Origin of the sequence: Pseudoalteromonas sp. 1CM17D (assembly GCF_023161805.1) — a bacterium.
In the GTDB taxonomy this organism is placed as follows: domain Bacteria; phylum Pseudomonadota; class Gammaproteobacteria; order Enterobacterales; family Alteromonadaceae; genus Pseudoalteromonas; species Pseudoalteromonas atlantica.
Window position 1 is genome coordinate 245,972 of record NZ_JALNTP010000006.1, and the last position, 16,876, is coordinate 262,847.

The 16,876-nt window shown below is 40.6% G+C and carries 22 protein-coding genes; 13 read left to right on the forward strand and 9 right to left on the reverse strand.

The features are described 5' to 3' along the window. The first annotated feature begins 26 nt into the window (after positions 1 to 26). The 4 genes from MSC25_RS12720 (at position 27) to MSC25_RS12735 (ending at position 3,066) form a co-directional block, all read left to right on the forward strand. Positions 27 to 515 (forward strand): GNAT family N-acetyltransferase, encoded by a 489-nt coding sequence (locus MSC25_RS12720; protein WP_248443633.1) that lies wholly within the window; start codon positions 27 to 29, stop codon positions 513 to 515. 540 nt (positions 516 to 1,055) lie between these two features. Beyond that, positions 1,056 to 1,379, forward strand: a complete 324-nt coding sequence (locus MSC25_RS12725; RefSeq protein WP_248443634.1) for a thioredoxin domain-containing protein — start codon at positions 1,056 to 1,058, stop codon at positions 1,377 to 1,379. A gap of 19 nt (positions 1,380 to 1,398) precedes the next feature. Then, positions 1,399 to 2,349 carry a thioredoxin-disulfide reductase gene (trxB, locus tag MSC25_RS12730; protein ID WP_248443635.1) on the forward strand — a complete coding sequence of 317 codons (951 nt, stop codon included), beginning with the start codon at positions 1,399 to 1,401 and terminating at the stop codon, positions 2,347 to 2,349. A 126-nt stretch (positions 2,350 to 2,475) separates the two neighbouring features. Next, entirely contained in the window at positions 2,476 to 3,066 is a 591-nt protein-coding gene (locus MSC25_RS12735) for a TetR/AcrR family transcriptional regulator (RefSeq protein WP_248443636.1), read from the forward strand. 120 nt (positions 3,067 to 3,186) lie between these two features. Here MSC25_RS12735 and MSC25_RS12740 read toward each other — a convergent pair whose 3' ends face one another. Both MSC25_RS12740 and MSC25_RS12745 read right to left on the reverse strand, forming a co-directional pair. Beyond that, positions 3,187 to 3,597: a hypothetical protein gene (locus MSC25_RS12740; RefSeq protein ID WP_248443637.1), complete on the reverse strand. Its 411-nt coding sequence runs from the start codon at positions 3,595 to 3,597 to the stop codon at positions 3,187 to 3,189. Between the two features lie 21 nt (positions 3,598 to 3,618). After that, entirely contained in the window at positions 3,619 to 4,101 is a 483-nt protein-coding gene (locus MSC25_RS12745; protein ID WP_282448124.1) for a DUF2938 domain-containing protein, read from the reverse strand. Between the two features lie 166 nt (positions 4,102 to 4,267). On the opposite strand from MSC25_RS12745, the gene MSC25_RS12750 reads away from it, so the two are divergent. Next, a complete protein-coding gene (locus MSC25_RS12750) occupies positions 4,268 to 5,152 on the forward strand; it encodes a LysR family transcriptional regulator (RefSeq protein WP_248443639.1) in 885 nt (294 codons plus the stop codon). A 251-nt stretch (positions 5,153 to 5,403) separates the two neighbouring features. On the opposite strand, the gene MSC25_RS12755 is transcribed toward MSC25_RS12750, so the two are convergent. Further along, on the reverse strand, positions 5,404 to 5,988 hold the full coding sequence (locus tag MSC25_RS12755; protein WP_054982015.1) for a TetR/AcrR family transcriptional regulator: 585 nt from the start codon (positions 5,986 to 5,988) through the stop codon (positions 5,404 to 5,406). 300 nt (positions 5,989 to 6,288) lie between these two features. Here MSC25_RS12755 and MSC25_RS12760 point away from each other — a divergent pair, with 300 nt between their 5' ends. The 3 genes from MSC25_RS12760 (at position 6,289) to MSC25_RS12770 (ending at position 8,115) form a co-directional block, all read left to right on the forward strand. Beyond that, positions 6,289 to 6,840 (forward strand): carboxymuconolactone decarboxylase family protein, encoded by a 552-nt coding sequence (locus tag MSC25_RS12760; protein ID WP_054982016.1) that lies wholly within the window; start codon positions 6,289 to 6,291, stop codon positions 6,838 to 6,840. 109 nt (positions 6,841 to 6,949) lie between these two features. Beyond that, a complete protein-coding gene (locus MSC25_RS12765; protein ID WP_054982017.1) occupies positions 6,950 to 7,681 on the forward strand; it encodes an SDR family oxidoreductase in 732 nt (243 codons plus the stop codon). 191 nt (positions 7,682 to 7,872) lie between these two features. Next, positions 7,873 to 8,115 (forward strand): hypothetical protein, encoded by a 243-nt coding sequence (locus MSC25_RS12770; protein ID WP_054982018.1) that lies wholly within the window; start codon positions 7,873 to 7,875, stop codon positions 8,113 to 8,115. A gap of 119 nt (positions 8,116 to 8,234) precedes the next feature. Here the strand turns inward: MSC25_RS12770 and MSC25_RS12775 are convergent, their stop codons facing one another. Beyond that, positions 8,235 to 9,143: a LysR family transcriptional regulator gene (locus MSC25_RS12775; RefSeq protein WP_054982019.1), complete on the reverse strand. Its 909-nt coding sequence runs from the start codon at positions 9,141 to 9,143 to the stop codon at positions 8,235 to 8,237. 108 nt (positions 9,144 to 9,251) lie between these two features. Here MSC25_RS12775 and MSC25_RS12780 point away from each other — a divergent pair, with 108 nt between their 5' ends. Next, positions 9,252 to 9,494, forward strand: coding sequence for a hypothetical protein (locus MSC25_RS12780; protein WP_054982020.1), 243 nt, complete (start codon positions 9,252 to 9,254; stop codon positions 9,492 to 9,494). Positions 9,495 to 9,521: 27 nt separating this feature from the next. Beyond that, positions 9,522 to 10,040 carry a hypothetical protein gene (locus tag MSC25_RS12785; protein ID WP_054982021.1) on the forward strand — a complete coding sequence of 173 codons (519 nt, stop codon included), beginning with the start codon at positions 9,522 to 9,524 and terminating at the stop codon, positions 10,038 to 10,040. A gap of 117 nt (positions 10,041 to 10,157) precedes the next feature. On the opposite strand, the gene MSC25_RS12790 is transcribed toward MSC25_RS12785, so the two are convergent. The 5 genes from MSC25_RS12790 to MSC25_RS12810 form a co-directional block, all read right to left on the reverse strand. Continuing rightward, entirely contained in the window at positions 10,158 to 11,261 is a 1,104-nt protein-coding gene (locus MSC25_RS12790; protein ID WP_055254279.1) for an FAD-dependent oxidoreductase, read from the reverse strand. Between the two features lie 3 nt (positions 11,262 to 11,264). Further along, positions 11,265 to 11,939, reverse strand: coding sequence for a cupin domain-containing protein (locus MSC25_RS12795; RefSeq protein WP_248443641.1), 675 nt, complete (start codon positions 11,937 to 11,939; stop codon positions 11,265 to 11,267). 62 nt (positions 11,940 to 12,001) lie between these two features. Beyond that, a complete protein-coding gene (locus MSC25_RS12800; protein WP_096042627.1) occupies positions 12,002 to 12,346 on the reverse strand; it encodes a carboxymuconolactone decarboxylase family protein in 345 nt (114 codons plus the stop codon). A 28-nt stretch (positions 12,347 to 12,374) separates the two neighbouring features. Then, the gene (locus MSC25_RS12805; protein ID WP_096042628.1) at positions 12,375 to 12,656 is read right to left on the reverse strand and encodes a hypothetical protein; all 282 of its coding nucleotides are present in this window, start codon (positions 12,654 to 12,656) and stop codon (positions 12,375 to 12,377) included. A gap of 65 nt (positions 12,657 to 12,721) precedes the next feature. Next, entirely contained in the window at positions 12,722 to 13,501 is a 780-nt protein-coding gene (locus tag MSC25_RS12810) for an SDR family oxidoreductase (protein ID WP_248443643.1), read from the reverse strand. Between the two features lie 169 nt (positions 13,502 to 13,670). On the opposite strand from MSC25_RS12810, the gene gcvA reads away from it, so the two are divergent. From gcvA to MSC25_RS12825, 3 genes are all read left to right on the forward strand, one after another. Then, positions 13,671 to 14,600: a transcriptional regulator GcvA gene (gene gcvA / locus MSC25_RS12815; RefSeq protein ID WP_248443644.1), complete on the forward strand. Its 930-nt coding sequence runs from the start codon at positions 13,671 to 13,673 to the stop codon at positions 14,598 to 14,600. A gap of 155 nt (positions 14,601 to 14,755) precedes the next feature. Beyond that, complete coding sequence (locus MSC25_RS12820; RefSeq protein ID WP_248443645.1) at positions 14,756 to 15,292, forward strand: carboxymuconolactone decarboxylase family protein; 537 nt, start codon at positions 14,756 to 14,758, stop codon at positions 15,290 to 15,292. A 42-nt stretch (positions 15,293 to 15,334) separates the two neighbouring features. After that, positions 15,335 to 16,564, forward strand: coding sequence for an MFS transporter (locus tag MSC25_RS12825; protein WP_248443646.1), 1,230 nt, complete (start codon positions 15,335 to 15,337; stop codon positions 16,562 to 16,564). The last annotated feature ends 312 nt before the right edge of the window (positions 16,565 to 16,876 follow it).

Consider the following 16,876-nt stretch of genomic DNA (forward strand, 5'->3'; position numbering starts at 1 on the left):
AATGATAATAGTTTTAAGGAAATACTGTGATCATAAGGCCATTTGCAAAGAACGATTTTTTAGCCGTTCAAAATATTTATCAGCAAGGCATTGATACCGGCAACGCGACCTTTCAAACTGAAGCTAAAAATTGGGAACAATGGAATAGTTCTATGCTCAACTGTTGTCGTCTTGTAGCAGTTGAGGATGAAAAGGTGCTTGGCTGGGCCGGGTTATCTGCGGTTTCAAGCCGTGAGGTATACTCGGGCGTTGCCGAGGTAAGTGTATATGTTGCAAACCAAGCCCAAGGTAAAGGCTTGGGGCACGCATTGCTTTGTGCACTCATTAAAGAATCGGAAAAAAACGGTATATGGATGCTACAAGCCAGTATATTCCCTGAAAACATAAGCAGCATTGCACTTCATACTCGTAATGGTTTTAGGCAAGTTGGAAACCGAGAAAAATTAGGCCAACTGCATGGCGTATGGCGCAATGTAACTTTTATGGAAAGGCGCAGCGCCGTCGTAGGCCTCTAAACCTTTAAATAGCATAATAAATACAATGTGCGTTCATTATTATGCTTTTAAATCGCATTTATTATTCAAATTATTTAAGAAAAACTCACAACCTCAGAATGTATATTGCTCACCTTCCCTACTCTTTTCTCAAAAACAATAAATTAATTATTTTAAATTTCAGCTCCTAGCTGCGTTGTTTTTTACTTTATAACCTATTGCTTTAATTTAAAAAATAAAAAAAGTCGCTTCAAATTAATCTTTTAGTGCGGCTTTTTGAGTGTTAATTTCACTTATTTGTGGAATGAGTGTTCTACAAGTTGTTGGCACTCGCTATTCTTGAGTGTAAATTTCGGATCAATCGATCCACAAGTGTTCTGGTAATGTGTTTTAAGTTGATATTTTTAAGAGTTTGTTCCTCTTATTTTAAATAGCATCTTTTTAAAACACGTTTATAGCTCTGATATTTATTATGCGTAGTTTGCATATATAAATGACCTGTTAGGCGAAATATAGGTGTGTCACTGTGGGTCGATTTTTACTTTTAACTAGGAGCCAAAAATGACTAACCAAGTAATTAAATTAAATGATGAAAACTTTGAATCGCTAAACAAAAAAGACGCCAAATTAGTTGTAAGACTTTGGGCTGAGTGGTGTGCTCCATGCCAAATTATGTCGCCTATTTACGAGCAAGTAGCCGATAACCTCGCTGATGAAAATATTATTATGGGTGAGCTTAATATTGATGATTTTCCATCAGTTGCAGCCAAATTAGCGGTAAGAAGTATTCCTACTGTTGTTGTATTTAAAAACGGTAAAGAAATAAATCGCTCTGTAGGTATGATGCCTGCGCCAGAGCTACAAGCGCTAATTTTAAAAGATTAGTACGCCAAAGAGGTGGTAAATGAGCACCCATCGAAAGTTGATAATTTTGGGTTCAGGGCCTGCTGGTTACACTGCCGCTATTTATGCAGCTAGAGCAAACCTTAAACCATTACTAATTACTGGCCTTGAAGTGGGTGGGCAACTCACAACAACAACTGATGTTGAAAATTGGCCAGGATACCCAACGGGTATTCAGGGGCCACAACTGATGAGGCAGTTTAAAGATCATGCCGAAAATTTTGATACCGAAATAGTGCATGACTACATCACACATGTTGACCTGCAGCAAAGGCCATTTGTGCTTAAAGGGCAGCAAACTTACACAGCTGATGCGTTAATTATTTCTACGGGTGCATCGGCAAAGTACCTTGGCCTATCAAGCGAGACCGAGTTTAAAGGTAAGGGTGTATCGGCATGTGCAACCTGCGATGGCTTTTTTTATAAAAACCAAAGCGTAGCTGTGGTTGGCGGTGGTAATACCGCTGTTGAAGAGGCTTTATATTTAGCTAATATTACCTCGCACGTTACGCTTATTCACCGTCGTGATTCACTCAGTGCCGAAAAGGTTTTACAACAGCGCCTATTTGATAAAGTAGCGCAAGGTAAAGTAACTATTAAGTGGAATAACCAAGTGGATGAAATAGTGGGTGACGCTAACGGCGTTACAGGAATTACTATTAAATCAACGTTACTTGAGCAAGATAGAGAAACACTGAGCGTTAATGGCGTGTTTATTGCCATTGGGCATCAGCCTAATACACATATTTTTAAAGATCAGCTTGATATGAGCGATGGCTACATTAATGTGTATTCTGGGTTTGAAAATGGTGAAACATTAACGAATATTCCCGGCGTATTTGCCGCAGGTGATGTAAGCGATAACCATTATAGGCAGGCAATTACATCTGCAGGTTCTGGGTGTAAAGCAGCACTAGATGTAGAGCAATACTTTACTCGCTTAGGTGCTTAGCACAGCAACTGTATTTAAAACTTATGATATGATCAGCACAATGCCCGACAATACTTAGTATTTCGGGCTTGAGTGTTTTAACTAACAATACACTTATTTAAAATTTACTTACTTGAGGTAATTTATATGGCCCGAACCGGACGCCCACGCCAGTTTAACCGTGAAGATGCAATAAAAAGTGCAATGGATTTATTTTGGCAAAAAGGCTACGAATCCACTTCTTTAGCTGAGCTACGCAAAGTGTTAGGCAATATTTCATCTGCGAGTTTTTACGCAGCATTTGGCTCAAAGCAAGCTCTATACAGTGAATGTTTAGCACTTTATACCAGCACCTGTGGAGAGACCTTTTCGGAGCTAAAAAACGAGTCGGTTCCTGCAAAAGCAGCGATTAAAAACATGGTGTTTAAAACCATTCATATGCAAACCTCAACTAAGCAACCATCGGGTTGCATGATTGTTTTATCTGGCTTAAATTGCGGCGACGAAAATAAAGAAGTTGAGCAAATGGCGCTGTCGGTACGTAACGACATTCGTAAAGCGCTTGTAAAATGCATAGAGCGCGGAACTGCTCAGCAAGAGTGGCAACAAGAAATGCCTGTAGAGCAATTTATGCTAATTTTAGATACCTTTATTAATGGTCTTTCTATTCAATCAAGAGACGGCATTGCACGGGAAAAGCTTTTAGAAGCCTGTGAGTTATTTTTAGATAGGTGGTAATAAGTAGATTGCTTTAAGCGCGTAGAAAAAACAGATTTAACGTAACTAAATTAAATTTATATATAAAAAAACAAGGCGCACTTTTAATAAAAAGTGCGCCTTTAGCTACAGTATTTAATATTAAACCGTTTTAGCGGGTAACTTAGTGGCTGTTACTGCTAAATAAGTAAGTCCAATAATACCTGTTAGTGCACAGGCCGATAAAATAAATGGGTCAACTAACAGGTTATCTTTAAATTCAAAGGTGCCTGCTGATATTTTTTTCCAGCCCATAAAGTGCTGATTAGCGGCCACTGTTGCGCCAAAAAAACCAATTACTAAAGCAAAATATTTGCCTATCCAGTGTGTAACCGCAGGCGTTATTAATAATAAGCCTAACAGGCCTATTACTGAGCGCTGCACTCTACAATAGGGGCACGCATACACAATGCCTAATAAATCTGTGCTCCACGCAGCTATTGAAATAACAATAGCTAATAAGCCCACTATTTTTATATGCGTAGAATAGGTGCTTAAATTTAAAATGTTCATAGTCTGCTTTCCTACTTAAAATTATGCTAAAACCAGTGCGGCTAAAAACATGCCTAAGCCAAATATGGTGTGCCCTACAAAGCTTTTTATGCGCGTAACGGTGGGGTTAGGTGTTTTTGCACCGGCCATACCCGCCCCCATGCCTGGCATCATAATAAAAAAGGGGGCAACTATGCCAAACCACGAAACAAGTAATGCAGGTAGTATGGTTGGCAAATCAAGCCACTGCGTGTTTACACACACCATTAATATTAACCCGTACGCTATGCCAATTAGGTAGTGTACAACCCAACCAATACCAAGCTCACCCGGTATTTTTTCGGCCTTAGGTAGTGCAGGCTGATAAAATTGCCCCGATTTCATATGGCCCACCCAGCGACCAACTAATCGCCAATTTGTGGCAGGTAAATCAAAAAACTTAGCGAGTAACCCCGCGTAAATATCTAACACTATTGTGCCCCCTATACCTATTAATATAAAAGTATAGATAGAGTCGCTAAACATAGGCTGTATCTCCTGGTAATACGTTAAATGCTAGGTGTTTTGCTGGTGCGTATACATAGCACAACAGCAAAGTGCATAGACTTGAGTATGTAATGTGATAATATTACCAAAACACCATTATGAACACTAATGGTAAAAACTGGTTTTGGAATGAATATAAATCATAATGCTTGAACGTAATCATCTACACATTATTAAAGAGGTTAATCGCCTTAAAAGCGTGACCGCCGCGGCCGAGAGTTTAAACTTAAGCCAGTCGGCTGTGAGCCATACTATTGCTAAATTAGAGCGCCGATTTGGCGTAAAACTGTGGCACCGTAAAGGCAATACGCTGGTGTATTCTCAGGCGGGGCTTTATTTACTTTCACTTGCAGACAAAATGGTCACCGAGTTTGAACACGCCGAGCGCGTATTGCAAGAATTTGCCCAAGGCCGGCGAGGAATCATGCGTATAGGCATGGAATGCCACCCGTGTGAGCAATGGTTAATGGGTAAAATTCAGCAATTTTTAAAAGCATGGCCAGAGGTAGACATAGAAATAAAAAGTGCCTTTAGATTTGATGGCATAGCAGCGCTAAAAGCCAACGAAATAGATGTGCTAATAACCCCCGACCCCATCAATACAGAGGGCTTAAACTTTAGGTCTGTGTTTAACTACAATTTATGTATTGTCGTGAGCGAGCAAAACCCGTTATACAACAAAGCGTTTGTTACAGCGCAAGACCTCGAAGACCAAATACTTTATACCGTGCCTGTAGGCTACAACCGCTTAGATGTATATACCCGATTTTTAGACCCCGCTAACGTGCAACCCAGACGCAGAGTACCCATAGAAAGCACCGAAATGATGCTGCAATTAGTGTCTGCCAATCGTGGCGTGGCAGCATTACCCGAGTGGCTAGTGTCATCGCACGAAAGCCGTTTAGGCATAAAAGGCATCCGCATAGGTAATAAAGGGCTGCAAAAAAGCGTGAATGTAGGCGTGCGCGATGACGACTTACAGCTTGATTATGTAAAAGGGTTTATAGAGTCAACCCGCTCAAATGTGTAAATGGCTTTGCTGTTAAATGTAAGGCGGTGAAGAGAATTAATAATTTGGGGGATTAACTTGAGCTGTTAGGTATATGCCAGTGTAGGTCGGATAAGCGAAGCGCCATCCGACACAGTAAAATACTTTGCCAATTATTACAGTATTTAATGTTGTTGAGTAGCTAGAGAGTGCCATTTTCAGAGGATCAGGAGCATGTTGTAGGCCGCCAAGGTTTGATCCTTTAGACCTATATGATTAACCCTTAACTCCTATTAAAAAGGATAATGCGTAAAAATATCGTCTATCATGGCACTAACCTTATTTTTGTCTTTATTAATTTTAGCAAAAGTACGTAAACCTGTTATTTGAATTTGTACATGGGTAGCAAGATCTTCAGCATTTTTATTTTTATCCACCTCACCTAATGTCTGTGCTTCTTCAATTAATTTGACCAATGCTGAGGATATATTAACTAGATGTGCTTTCGTTACATCAATTAAATCTTGATTCTCATCTGTTAATTCTGAAATAGTTTTTGACAGCATACAAATGCCATTTGGAGCACTATTTTGTGACTCTACTATTATTAACTTCATAAAGGCTTTTAGTGCATGAAGTGGCGAATCATGTTCGTCTTTACATTGCTGTAATAGTGACAGGCTCATATCAGCATAGTTAGCTAAGGCTTCCTTAAATAAACCATCTTTATTACCAAATGCTGAGTATATGCTACCGGGGCGAAGGTCTACCGCGTCTTGCAAGTTTCGCATTGATGTTGCATGAAAGCCTTTCTTCCAATAAAGATTGGTTGCCTTATCTATCACTTCTTGGCGATCAAATGTTGTGGTCTTTGCCATAACTTCACCTAAAAACATTAAATGAACAGTCGTTCAATTATAGTTATATTTTATCTTTAGGTAAAGTTAAACTCAGCAGAGGTGACTTCTAATAAAGCAAAAATATTTCAAGACAAATATCCATTTAAATACAATAGATTATATTTACATATTTAAAATAATTGAACGATCGCTCAAATATAGCTTGAACGATCGTTCAGGTGGGTATATAGTTCACTCCATCAACTAAGGGGCTTCAAGATTTATTCCCTTTTTATATAGGGACAACCCCTAAACAACCTATGTCATTGGAGATTAAAAATGAGCAAATTTACATTACACACAGTAGAAACAGCACCAGAAAAAAGCAAAGCAATTTTAGAGGGCGCTAAAAAGCAAATGGGTGTTGTTCCTGGCTTATATGCAGCAATGGCTGAATCACCAGAAATATTAAAAGCTTATACACAGCTACATCAGTTATTTACAGCAACATCATTCAACGCAGAAGAATTAACTGTAGTGTGGCAAACAATTAACGTTGAGCATGAGTGTCATTATTGTGTGCCAGCTCATACTGGTATTGCACACTCAATGAAAGTTGATGCCGCTTTAACTGAGGCGTTACGTAACCAAGAAGCGATGCCAACAGAGAAACTACAAGCGCTTCAAGATTTCACGCTAGCTATCGTACGCCAACGCGGCAACGTAACACCTGAACAAGTCGATGCTTTCTTTGCCGCAGGTTACGCGCAGCAACAAGTATTAGAAATCATTCTTGGGTTATCACAAAAAGTGATCAGCAACTATGTAAACCACATTGCTGAAACACCAGTAGATTCAATGTTTAATAAATTTGAATGGACTAAAAAGTAACGAGTTATAACTGCACAGTTATAGTAAATACTGTATTACAGCCTAATCAATTTTCCGTTGCGATAAAACTTTAGCAATCGCAACGGATACTAAACCAAAGGAATATCAAATGAGTTTTATCATTAAAGACAAAGTAGCTTTCGTTACCGGCGCAAATCGTGGCATAGGTAAAGCCATTGTTGAGTCACTTCTGCAACACGGTGCCAAAAAAGTATATCTTGGTGTGCGCAATCCTGAGTCAACTAAAGCATTAGAAAAGCAATACGGTGAAAAAGTAGCAACTATCCAGACGGATATTTCAAGCACCGACTCAGTTAACAAAGCGGCAGCTGAGGCTACTGATGTCGATCTTGTAGTTAACAACGCAGGTATAATGCTGTCGACTACACCTTTAGCAGAGAATATTTTTGAGTCTTTAGCTAGGGAAATAGACGTTAATGTTTATGGTTTAGTGCGTATCGCTAACGCCTTTGCAAAAGCGCTTGAACGTAATAAAGGTGCGTTAGTCCAACTGAATTCTGTGGTATCGATGAAAAACTTTCTTCAGGAAACCACTTACTCGGCATCTAAAGCTGCATCCTACTCAATCACACAAGGATTGAAAGACGCATTTGCCGAAAAAGGCGTTCAGGTACTTAGTGTTCACCCAGGCCCAATTGAAACAGATATGGGAAAAAGAGCTGGCTTTGATAACTTAGCAAGTGCTGAGTCTGTCTCTGAAGGCATTATAGACTCTCTTGAAAAAGGCGACTTTTTACTCTTCCCAGACGATATGGCTAAGATGATTGAAGGTGCTTACCAAAGCTACGCAGACAATATTATCTTGAAAGATTTTTCATAGTAAATCTTGAGCTAATAGCTAAGGGTTATACGGCTATCTACTCTCAAGCACTGTTATTTTTTTTTGTCGTTATAGCAGAGAAAGATAGAAGAAAATGGACCATGGCAAGCTTTGGTATTATTTCTGTATTAGGACTTAGCTATTTACTTTCTATTCAGTAAGCTGAATTTTAATGACACCTTGGAGCAAGCATGAAAAAAATTCCGCGTAAGTATCAATATCCACTTACTGTTTCTATGGTGTCATCTTCAATGTTGCTAGGAACGTCTGGGGTGATGGCCTATAAAACCCTGCCTGATGAGGCTTCGTTTATCAGTGCATGGATTAACTCTATTGAGCAAATTATCCCTTTTGCAATAATGCTATTATTAGTTGTCGCACCAACGATTAAACTCCTTGTGACGAAAATATTGTTAGAGCCAGAAGCAAAATGAGAAGTTGTACTGACTTTAAGCGCTTATTTTTATCAACGTCATCAATACTATAATAGCCAATAGCGGTCTATTAGACTTATCTTTTTAATGTATTTAGCACTTAATCTGTTCTAGCAAAACTAACTCACTATGGATTTAAATAAGTCTGATGGTTTATCCATTTTTTGAATTATTTTTTCTCTAAATGCGACCACCCTACTAGCAATCAACTGACGATCACTCCATACAATATAAGCTTTGCCTTTCGGGCACTCTACATCGGGCAATACCCTCTGTAGCACTGCGTCTTTTTCAAATTCTAACACTTCTTTCGGTATCAAGCCTATCCCTATGCCCGCTTTAACTGCATTAATCATTAAACGGAGGCTATTTATTGAATACTTAGCCATTACAGGTAGCTTTGTAGTTACACCTTGGTACTTAAATTCCCAAAAAGGTATAGTATTTCCTGCAAGTAAATTATGTTCAAGTAATGACTCTATATTATTGGGAATACCTTGAGCTTTAAGGTATTTGGGTGATGCAGCTAAGACTAGCTCAGTTTGAAATAAGGGTTTTTGAATTAATGTAGGTATATTGCTCGGTGTAGTAACAATCGCGAGATCAATACGTTCATCAATATAGTTTTCAGTGTCAGAAGAGAAACTAATGTGGATTTTAACACCGGGATGTTCTGTCATAAATTCGATTGCTAGATTCTGAAGAAAATAATCAGCGAAAGGCTCTGGACACGATACATAAATCTCACCCGTTAATGTTGCCTGTGTATTAGAAAGGTTGAGCCATTGTTCATCAACTTGTTTGAAAATAGGAGCAAAGCGTCGGTAATATTCTTCACCTGCATTAGTGAGTTGGAATTTTTTGGCATGTCGATGAATGAGTTTCTCACCTACTTTTTCTTCTAACTGACTCACAGCCCTAGAAAGCGTCGGGGCAGAGGCTGTAGCTAAAAGACTAGCCGGGGCGTAACCACCACACTCTACTGACAGGCAAAACCAATATAAATTGCCGAGCTCTTTTGCATCCATAATATCTAATCATTCAAATATGAATTTATAAATTTCAATAATAGCTATTTTTGAAATAAGGGCAAGGCTTTAAAATATGCCCTCTAAATTATTCAAGGTGTGACCAATATGAAAAAATTCCCTCAAAAATTTAAATATCCGCTAATAGCCTCAATGGTTTTACCTTCAATGCTTTTGGGCATGACGGCTATTATGGCCAGGAAAATGGTGTCTGACGATGTCTCATTTATGAGTGCATGGTCATACTCTATAGGAGAAGTTATTCCTTCTGCACTATTGCTTTTAGCTGTAGTTGCACCAACAGTTCGGCTTTTTGTTAGCAAAGTATTATTAGAATCTGAAGAGAAATAATTCACCATAAAATATAGGAAAAATGAAATGGGGAAACAATTATTACTAGAAGTATCACTAATATCGAGTGTATTCGTTATTGTCGGGTTAATGTGGCTGGCGTTACGCCATTCAGCGATGAACCCTTCGGCCATCATGCAAAAGCTATTAACCGGCTTGTTAGCTATTTTTTTAATTATGGCTGGCACAGTAAAGTTCTTTGAGCCGTTCAATACTATGTTTACTAAACAAATAGCTTTGAGTGGACTGCCATTACCCGAGATAGCTAGGTGGGCTGGTCAATTAGGTGAAATTTCAGCAGGTTTAGGGTTTTTGATTGTGCTTACTTTATCCAAGGTTCTAACAAAAAATATAATAAGAAAAGTATTTTATTGCTCATCACTATTAGCGCTATCTATTATGTTTGTCGCAGTGTATGTTCACATGATTCCAGAGGTAACTGCTGAGTTTTTACCATTACAATCAAAGCCTCCAATTCTAACATTAATTGTTATGTTGCTAATTGGGCTGAATGTGTGGATATTTAGGAAGTTTAAAAACGAATAAGTTAATCTGTTTAAATCACTATAATGATGGCTGTTTCTTGAACGCTCATAACCGCCCATCAGCTGCCGTTATGAGCTATCCATTAAAGCACTAAGCTCAAACCTCAGCCTCTACACATCATGCTTTAACCTTTTTTAAATAATGCTCAACACCTATATTTGCCGCATCAACCGCACCGGCAACGTAGCCCGGAAATTGCACTGACCATTCACTGCCAATACCGACTAAATTTTGATGCCATGGGCCATTTTGCGCGGTTATGTAAGGTGCTGGGGTATGCGTATTAGCCGCATGTGTATCTAAATGTGTTGCGGTGAGTGGGTCTTGTGCCCAGTCTTTAATAATATCGGCTTTGGGTGTAGCGGCTTGTGTGCCAAAAAGCCTGACTAATTGCGCTCTGCAATGGGTGATTAAATCTTCATTACTAATGCGTTTTCGATCATCGGCGGGTATACCAATAAAACCAAATAATGCCGCTTGGCCTTGTGGATTTGATGCATCGTGTATTTCTGCCATTGGCCCAACACTGCTGCGGGCGCTGCCCGAGAGCGTTCGCTTACGCCAAAATGGCGTATCGTACACTGCAATATACTTAGCGTGGGGTGCCATCCAGGTTGCGGTATTTTGCCACTGCGTTACTAAATCGCTTGGCAATGCGGGGGTAAATGTTATTTGGCTTGCGGCTAAGCGTGGTGGTAGCGCAAGCATTACGTGCTCAACGTTTACTTTATGATCGGTTGTCTTTGAGGTGCTAAAGTTAACTTCAATATTACCGTGTTGGTGGGTAATTGTTTTAACCAAAGCGCCGGTCACTATGTGTTTGTTGCTAAGCTTTGCATGTAAGGCATTAATAAGGGTGCCCATGCCACCTTTTAACCGCATAGACGTAGGCGCATGCGTATAACCGGGTATTGCTGTGGGCGGTTGTGTATGTGAGCGCTCTACTAACGTATTGCCTTGCTCGTACTGGGCAAATGTTTCTAGGTTTAGGGTTTTAATAATGGCATTTAATTGCGGCTGAAACTCTGGCCAAAACCATGTTGGGCCAAGATCAAAGCTATTTGTTGTCGCTTGCGACAGGCTTGTAAAGTCCATAATACGGCCACCTAATTGGTCTCTGGCTTCAAGCAATATGTAATCGGTAATGCCGCATTGCTCTAACTGGTAAGCTGCATACACGCCGCTTAGCCCACCGCCTATAATCGCAATTTTTGTACGCATTATTTAGCCTCCACAGCCTATGTTTATAAAATTACCTACTTTTAGGTAAATTGTAGCGCTGTTATTTCCCGCAGATATTAACGCTTTACTCGTGCTTGGCAGCCTTAGCCAGCTTCCTTTTGTATATTCAACCTCGTTGTGTATTACGCTGCCGCCCAGTACAAATAGCTCTAAGGCATTATGTGCTTTTAGGTTATCAAATAGGGGCTGTTGCGGGGTTAACTTTACCAGTTTAGTTACTTCGTTATCATCTTGATAAAGCGGGCATATTAGGCGGTTATTTTGGGTTATCCACGTAGCCGGATCGTGTGTATTTATGCGCACAGAGGTGGCTTCTGTTACGCACATTTGCCACAGTTTTACAAAAATGGTTGCGCCACTTTTACTTTTAGGTGCATGTGAAGACCCAGGCGGGTTTCGTAAATAAAAACCTTGTGGATAGTCGCCCGACTCATCTGAAAAGGTGCCTGAAAGTACCATTATTTCCTCACCACCGGGGTGAGCATGGCTTGGAAAAGTAGACTCAGGCGCGTAGCGTACTACGCTAGTTGCTCTGGCTTTTTCAGCGCCTATTCTGTCGAGCATTACCCGCTCAACACCCGCCTGAGGCGATGTTTGCCAACTATATTGACTTGCTAGCATAGAAGCTTGTTGTGAAAAATCTGAATTGACTCGCATTTGTCCAACCTAAATAAAATAAGAGCAATAACATAAGTTATTGCTCTATAAATTTACGCTTATTAAGCGTTTTGTAATTGTGCGTGAGCGTCAAGTACTCGTGCACTGTAAGTTAGCGCAGCACCTGCATTTAAGGCTACAGCAACGCCTAACGCTTCAGATATTTCACCAATTGTTGCGCCGTGCTCAACCGCTTTTTTAGTGTGCATCGCAATACACCCATCACAACGTGTTGTTACTGCAACAGCGAGCGCTATTAGCTCATGTAATTTAGGCGTTAAGTGGCCTGTCTTTTCGCCAGCGCCATCCATTGTCATTAATCCGCGTAGGGTATCTGGGCTTTGCTTAGCAAACGCACCTACAGTGTTCATTACTTCGGTGCGGTACGCGTTCCAATCTTGTGACATTTTTTTACTTTCCTATCTTAAATTTTTACTAAGCTACGCAGTAAATGCGTACTTCTGGTTCATTAGTAAGTAGTGGCGCGAGCGCGGTAACTACATCTGCATTAAATAAATCGCTTTCTAAGTACTCATGAGCGTGCTCAATAGTTTCAAAGCCGTGAAGTACCTGTACATCTTCATCACGCGCTAATAACTCTTTTGAAACTGCCCCTCTTACAGTGTCTAAAAATGGGGCTTTGTAGGTATTAAAAACCTCTGCTGCTGCTTTTCTATTACCGTGGTCAACATTTAGTGTAATTTGTAAATAAACCATATTTGTTCTCCAGTGATTAAATTTAGCTACGGGCAGCTTTAGCCCATTAGCGCTTACAATATTTATTAATAGCTGTTACGACCTGCCATTACGCCGCCGTCAATATCCCATACTGCACCCGTTACCCAAGCGGCTTTGTCGCTAAGTAAAAAAGCAATGGTATTGGCGACATCTTCGCTGGTACCTACACGGCCAATTGGGTGGAAACTGTTAAAGCCTTGTAGGGCATCGTTTACTTGTGCTTTAGGAATAAAACCTTCGTAAATTGGCGTTTGTACAACCGCTGGCGATACTGCATTAACGCGAATGTTGTGCGCGGCTAATTCCATTGCTAAATGTTGAGTTAGCGCATGTAAGCCCGCTTTAGCCATTGAATACGCTGACGATGGTGTAGCGGCAATAGCTTGCTTACCCCACATAGAACCCACATTTACAATGGCGCCTGCGCGTTTTGCTGCCACTAAATTAGCGGCTACTTTTTGTGTAATAAAAAATAGTGCGCGGTTAATTTGCATGTACTGATCGTAATCAGCCGCTTCGTGCTCTAAAAATGGTTTAGGGAAAAACACACCGGCCGCATTTACCAGTAAATCCACGTCTGCGTGGTCTTGTGAAAGTGTGTTAATTAAGTTTTGCACGCCTTCGTCGCTGGTTAAATCAGCGGTTAACACCTCAACAGTTCCTAAAGCTGATAACTGCTCTTTTGCTGCTTGGGCTTTTTCTTTACGGTGGCCAACAATAACAGCGTGGCCGCCTTGCTCTAAAATTAATCGAGCCGTTTCAAAACCCATTCCGCTAGTACCACCAATAACGAGTAATTTTTTACCTAAAAATTGCTTAGTCATGTTTATTGCTCCAAGCGCCACTAAGCGCTGTATTTGTTATATAAATAAAAAGTATTGGGTTGCCTAATAGCAAGTAACTTGCTATTTGGCTTGGGCGGTATTTTTTACTTATTTACTTACTTTAACAAACGAGATAATCTGAATCATCAGTAAAGAAAAAGTTTATCGTATGAAATCACCTATACATCTCAATGCATTAAAAGCGTTTGAAGCAAGCGCAAGGCACCAAAGTTTTTCAGCGGCAGCTGAAGAGCTAAATGTAACGCCTGCAGCCGTTGGGCAGCTGGTAAAAACATTAGAAGAGTGGCTCGACACGCCGCTGTTTCATAGAATGAGCTCAGGTAAAACACGGCTAGTAACCACCGAAACCGCGCAAAGTGCCCTGCCACTAATACGCGAAGGCTTTAATAAACTTGCCCAAGGACTAGACATTTTAAAAGACAACGCCATAAGTGGCGCGTTAACAGTGGCAGTAAGCCCCGCATTTGCCGCCAAGTGGTTATTGCCTAGATTGCATTTTTTTCAAGAAATATGTTCGCAAACCAGTGTGAATTTAAATACTAATTTAAAACCTGTTGATTTTACTGAGCAGCGTATAGATGTAGGCATACGCTTTGGCGTAGGCAATTGGCAAGGCTTGAGCGCAGAAGAACTAATGGATGAAGAGGTATACCCAGTATGCTCACCTAAATTTTTAGAAGACTCAAACCGCTTAAATACCATTGATAAACTATTGAACGAAACCCTGATACACGATCAGTCAATGGATGACCATACTGGTTTTCCGTCTTGGTCGGCGTGGTTAAAAAAAGCCGGAGTAACAGGCCCTTTAACCACTAAAAGCATTCAAATAAATAACTCCGCGGCTGTATTGCAATCAGCTATTGACGGCCACGGTGTGGCTTTAGCGCGCAGTGTAATGGCTAAAGATGACCTAGCCGCAGGGCGATTAGTCAGGTTGTTCCCTAATATTTATTTTGAATCACCATTGGCGTATTACGTTATTTACCGCCCCGAATGTGCTGAACTGCCAAGAATACACGCATTTAAAGAATGGCTGTTTAAAGAGGTAGGAAACCCGCGGGCTAAAAGAGATTAAAGCTCAGGAGTACTTTGATAAAATACAGCAATAAAGAAAATATTTACCATGGTAAAAGATAATCTCTGTGGTTAAGTACGTTCATTCCCCGTAAGCTTTCGCTCCAAGTTAGCCACTTTAATGACTAAAGTGGCGTTTAATTAGGAGTAAACATTATGTCACAAGTAAGAGTAACGCCATGGCAAGATGGCGAGCAAGCCCCAGGCGAACTACTAGCCGAAATGCAAGGTCGTCGTCCAAACGGTGAACTAATAGGCATAGATAGAGTACTACTAAAAAGCTTTCCTTTAGCTAAAGGCTGGAATGAGCTGTTAGGGCGCGTTAGAGCAAACTTTGGCTTATCGCTTGAGTATCGCGAACTTATTATGCTGCGTGTAGCGGTATTAAACAAAGCCGATTTTGAATGGAATGTGCACTACCCTGCATACATACAGGCTGGCGGTAGCGATGAAAAAGCAACGGCTCTTAAAAGTGTGGTAGTAAATGCTGAGTTATTCTCTGAGCAGGAGCTGGCTTTGCTTGAGCTTACTGAGCAATCAACCACTAAAGTAAATGTTGATGGCGACGTTATTGAACGTTTAAAAGCACTATTTGGCGAAACGCAAACAGTAGAAGCGGTAGCAACGGTTGCTGCTTACAACATGGTATCGCGCTTTTTAGTGGCGTTAGACATTTTAATACCTCAACCATAAATTGCTTTTAAGCGCCTTGAATACTTTTAGGAAAGTGAAATCATGGAAAAATTAAACGCTATAGACTCAGATAGGCTTGAGCAAAGCGACCCTCAAGTTCAAACAGCTAACTTATGGCGTTTAATGTTAGCCCAGGCACTTTCTGGAGCTAATAGCGTTGCGCTATATGCAACAGGTGCGGTAGTGGGCAGCTTGCTTGCTCCTACTGCACTTTTAGCCACTTTACCTGTTTCTATTTTTGTTTTAGGAATGGCGTTGTGTGTTTTACCCGCCGGTGAATTAGCACGAAAATATGGCCGGCGTGCAGCCTTTATGGCAGGCACTGGCGCGGGTGTTTTAACCGGACTATTAGCGACTATTGCGTTGTATATAGACAGCTTTTGGCTGTACTGTTTGTCTGCGCTATTGGGCGGCGCTTATGCGGCAGTGGCCTTGTCATTTCGGTTTGCTGCAACCGATGGCGTGCCCGAAAATAAACGCCCGCAAGCGCTTTCTATGGTTATGGCCGGTGGCATAGCTGCAGGTATTATTGGCTCGCAGTTAGTAACGCATACCATGCACCTGTGGTCAGACAAAATGTTTGCTGCCACATTTATTGCACAAGCCATTGTCGCGGCTCTCGCTGGTGTTATTTTGTTTGGCGTTAAATTGGCTAAGCCTTTAGCAAATCAAGCATATTCAGGAAGACCATTGAGAACAATTGCTTTGCAACCACGATTTATAAGCGCGGTTATTTGTGGTGCAGCATCGTATATGGTGATGAACTTTTTAATGACATCGGCACCTTTGGCAATGCATATGCACGGGCATAGCCAAGAGTCAGCAAACTTAGGAATGCAGTGGCATGTTATTGCTATGTATGCACCTAGCTTTTTTACTGGTAAGCTCATTGCGCGTTTTGGGGCTGCTCGTATTTCTGTTTTTGGTATTATTTTAACTGCAATTTCAGCAGCTATAGGCTTTTTAGGTGAAGGTGTATATCACTTTTACGCGCTATTAATTTTGTTAGGCATAGGTTGGAACTTTGGCTTTTTAGGGGCATCCGCATTAGTGCTAGAAACGCACAAGCCAGAAGAAAAAAACCGTGCTCAATCGTTTAGTGACTTTATAGTGTTTGGCTTAATGGCGGTAGGCTCTTTTTCATCAGGTGGGTTATTAAGTGCGTACGGTTGGCACACCGTTTTATGGGCGTCGTTTTTGCCTTTATTACTGGCCGTTATTGTTTTGATATTAACCAAAAAATACCAAGCCAATTTTTGCGAGCAAGCTTAAACACACTAACTGCCCTACAAGCCGCTTTTATTAGCAAGCTAAAGTTTATTAAGCTGCTGGCAAAATTGCCTTACTTTTAATTCTTGTAGCGAGGCTGTTTTATATGAAATATAACGCGGCCTAAAATATTCCCTTGCTTGATAAAACCAAGCTCTTTTGTACTGGTGCTACTGACATGATCGCCTCTTAAAAAAAATTATAATGACACCCACAAAAAAATTATAATGACACCCACGCCAGATTCAAGGTCGAAGTGCACCACCTTTACTAAACTATAAGTTCAGGAGGTGTGCCATGGGTACCCAATATTCA

Bases quoted from the DNA above. Each gene is read 5' to 3' on its own strand.
- MSC25_RS12755 (WP_054982015.1), bottom strand. From the start codon at position 5,988: ATGGCAAAGACCACAACATTTGATCGCCAAGAAGTGATAGATAAGGCA.
- MSC25_RS12795 (WP_248443641.1), bottom strand. From the start codon at position 11,939: ATGCGAGTCAATTCAGATTTTTCACAACAAGCTTCTATGCTAGCAAGT.
- MSC25_RS12770 (WP_054982018.1), top strand. From the start codon at position 7,873: ATGAAAAAAATTCCGCGTAAGTATCAATATCCACTTACTGTTTCTATG.
- MSC25_RS12790 (WP_055254279.1), bottom strand. From the start codon at position 11,261: ATGCGTACAAAAATTGCGATTATAGGCGGTGGGCTAAGCGGCGTGTAT.
- MSC25_RS12725 (WP_248443634.1), top strand. From the start codon at position 1,056: ATGACTAACCAAGTAATTAAATTAAATGATGAAAACTTTGAATCGCTA.
- MSC25_RS12825 (WP_248443646.1), top strand. From the start codon at position 15,335: ATGGAAAAATTAAACGCTATAGACTCAGATAGGCTTGAGCAAAGCGAC.
- MSC25_RS12780 (WP_054982020.1), top strand. From the start codon at position 9,252: ATGAAAAAATTCCCTCAAAAATTTAAATATCCGCTAATAGCCTCAATG.
- MSC25_RS12810 (WP_248443643.1), bottom strand. From the start codon at position 13,501: ATGACTAAGCAATTTTTAGGTAAAAAATTACTCGTTATTGGTGGTACT.
- gcvA (WP_248443644.1), top strand. From the start codon at position 13,671: ATGAAATCACCTATACATCTCAATGCATTAAAAGCGTTTGAAGCAAGC.
- MSC25_RS12775 (WP_054982019.1), bottom strand. From the start codon at position 9,143: ATGGATGCAAAAGAGCTCGGCAATTTATATTGGTTTTGCCTGTCAGTA.
- MSC25_RS12820 (WP_248443645.1), top strand. From the start codon at position 14,756: ATGTCACAAGTAAGAGTAACGCCATGGCAAGATGGCGAGCAAGCCCCA.
- MSC25_RS12805 (WP_096042628.1), bottom strand. From the start codon at position 12,656: ATGGTTTATTTACAAATTACACTAAATGTTGACCACGGTAATAGAAAA.
- MSC25_RS12750 (WP_248443639.1), top strand. From the start codon at position 4,268: ATGCTTGAACGTAATCATCTACACATTATTAAAGAGGTTAATCGCCTT.
- MSC25_RS12785 (WP_054982021.1), top strand. From the start codon at position 9,522: ATGGGGAAACAATTATTACTAGAAGTATCACTAATATCGAGTGTATTC.
- MSC25_RS12765 (WP_054982017.1), top strand. From the start codon at position 6,950: ATGAGTTTTATCATTAAAGACAAAGTAGCTTTCGTTACCGGCGCAAAT.
- MSC25_RS12735 (WP_248443636.1), top strand. From the start codon at position 2,476: ATGGCCCGAACCGGACGCCCACGCCAGTTTAACCGTGAAGATGCAATA.
- trxB (WP_248443635.1), top strand. From the start codon at position 1,399: ATGAGCACCCATCGAAAGTTGATAATTTTGGGTTCAGGGCCTGCTGGT.
- MSC25_RS12800 (WP_096042627.1), bottom strand. From the start codon at position 12,346: ATGTCACAAGATTGGAACGCGTACCGCACCGAAGTAATGAACACTGTA.
- MSC25_RS12745 (WP_282448124.1), bottom strand. From the start codon at position 4,101: ATGTTTAGCGACTCTATCTATACTTTTATATTAATAGGTATAGGGGGC.
- MSC25_RS12740 (WP_248443637.1), bottom strand. From the start codon at position 3,597: ATGAACATTTTAAATTTAAGCACCTATTCTACGCATATAAAAATAGTG.
- MSC25_RS12760 (WP_054982016.1), top strand. From the start codon at position 6,289: ATGAGCAAATTTACATTACACACAGTAGAAACAGCACCAGAAAAAAGC.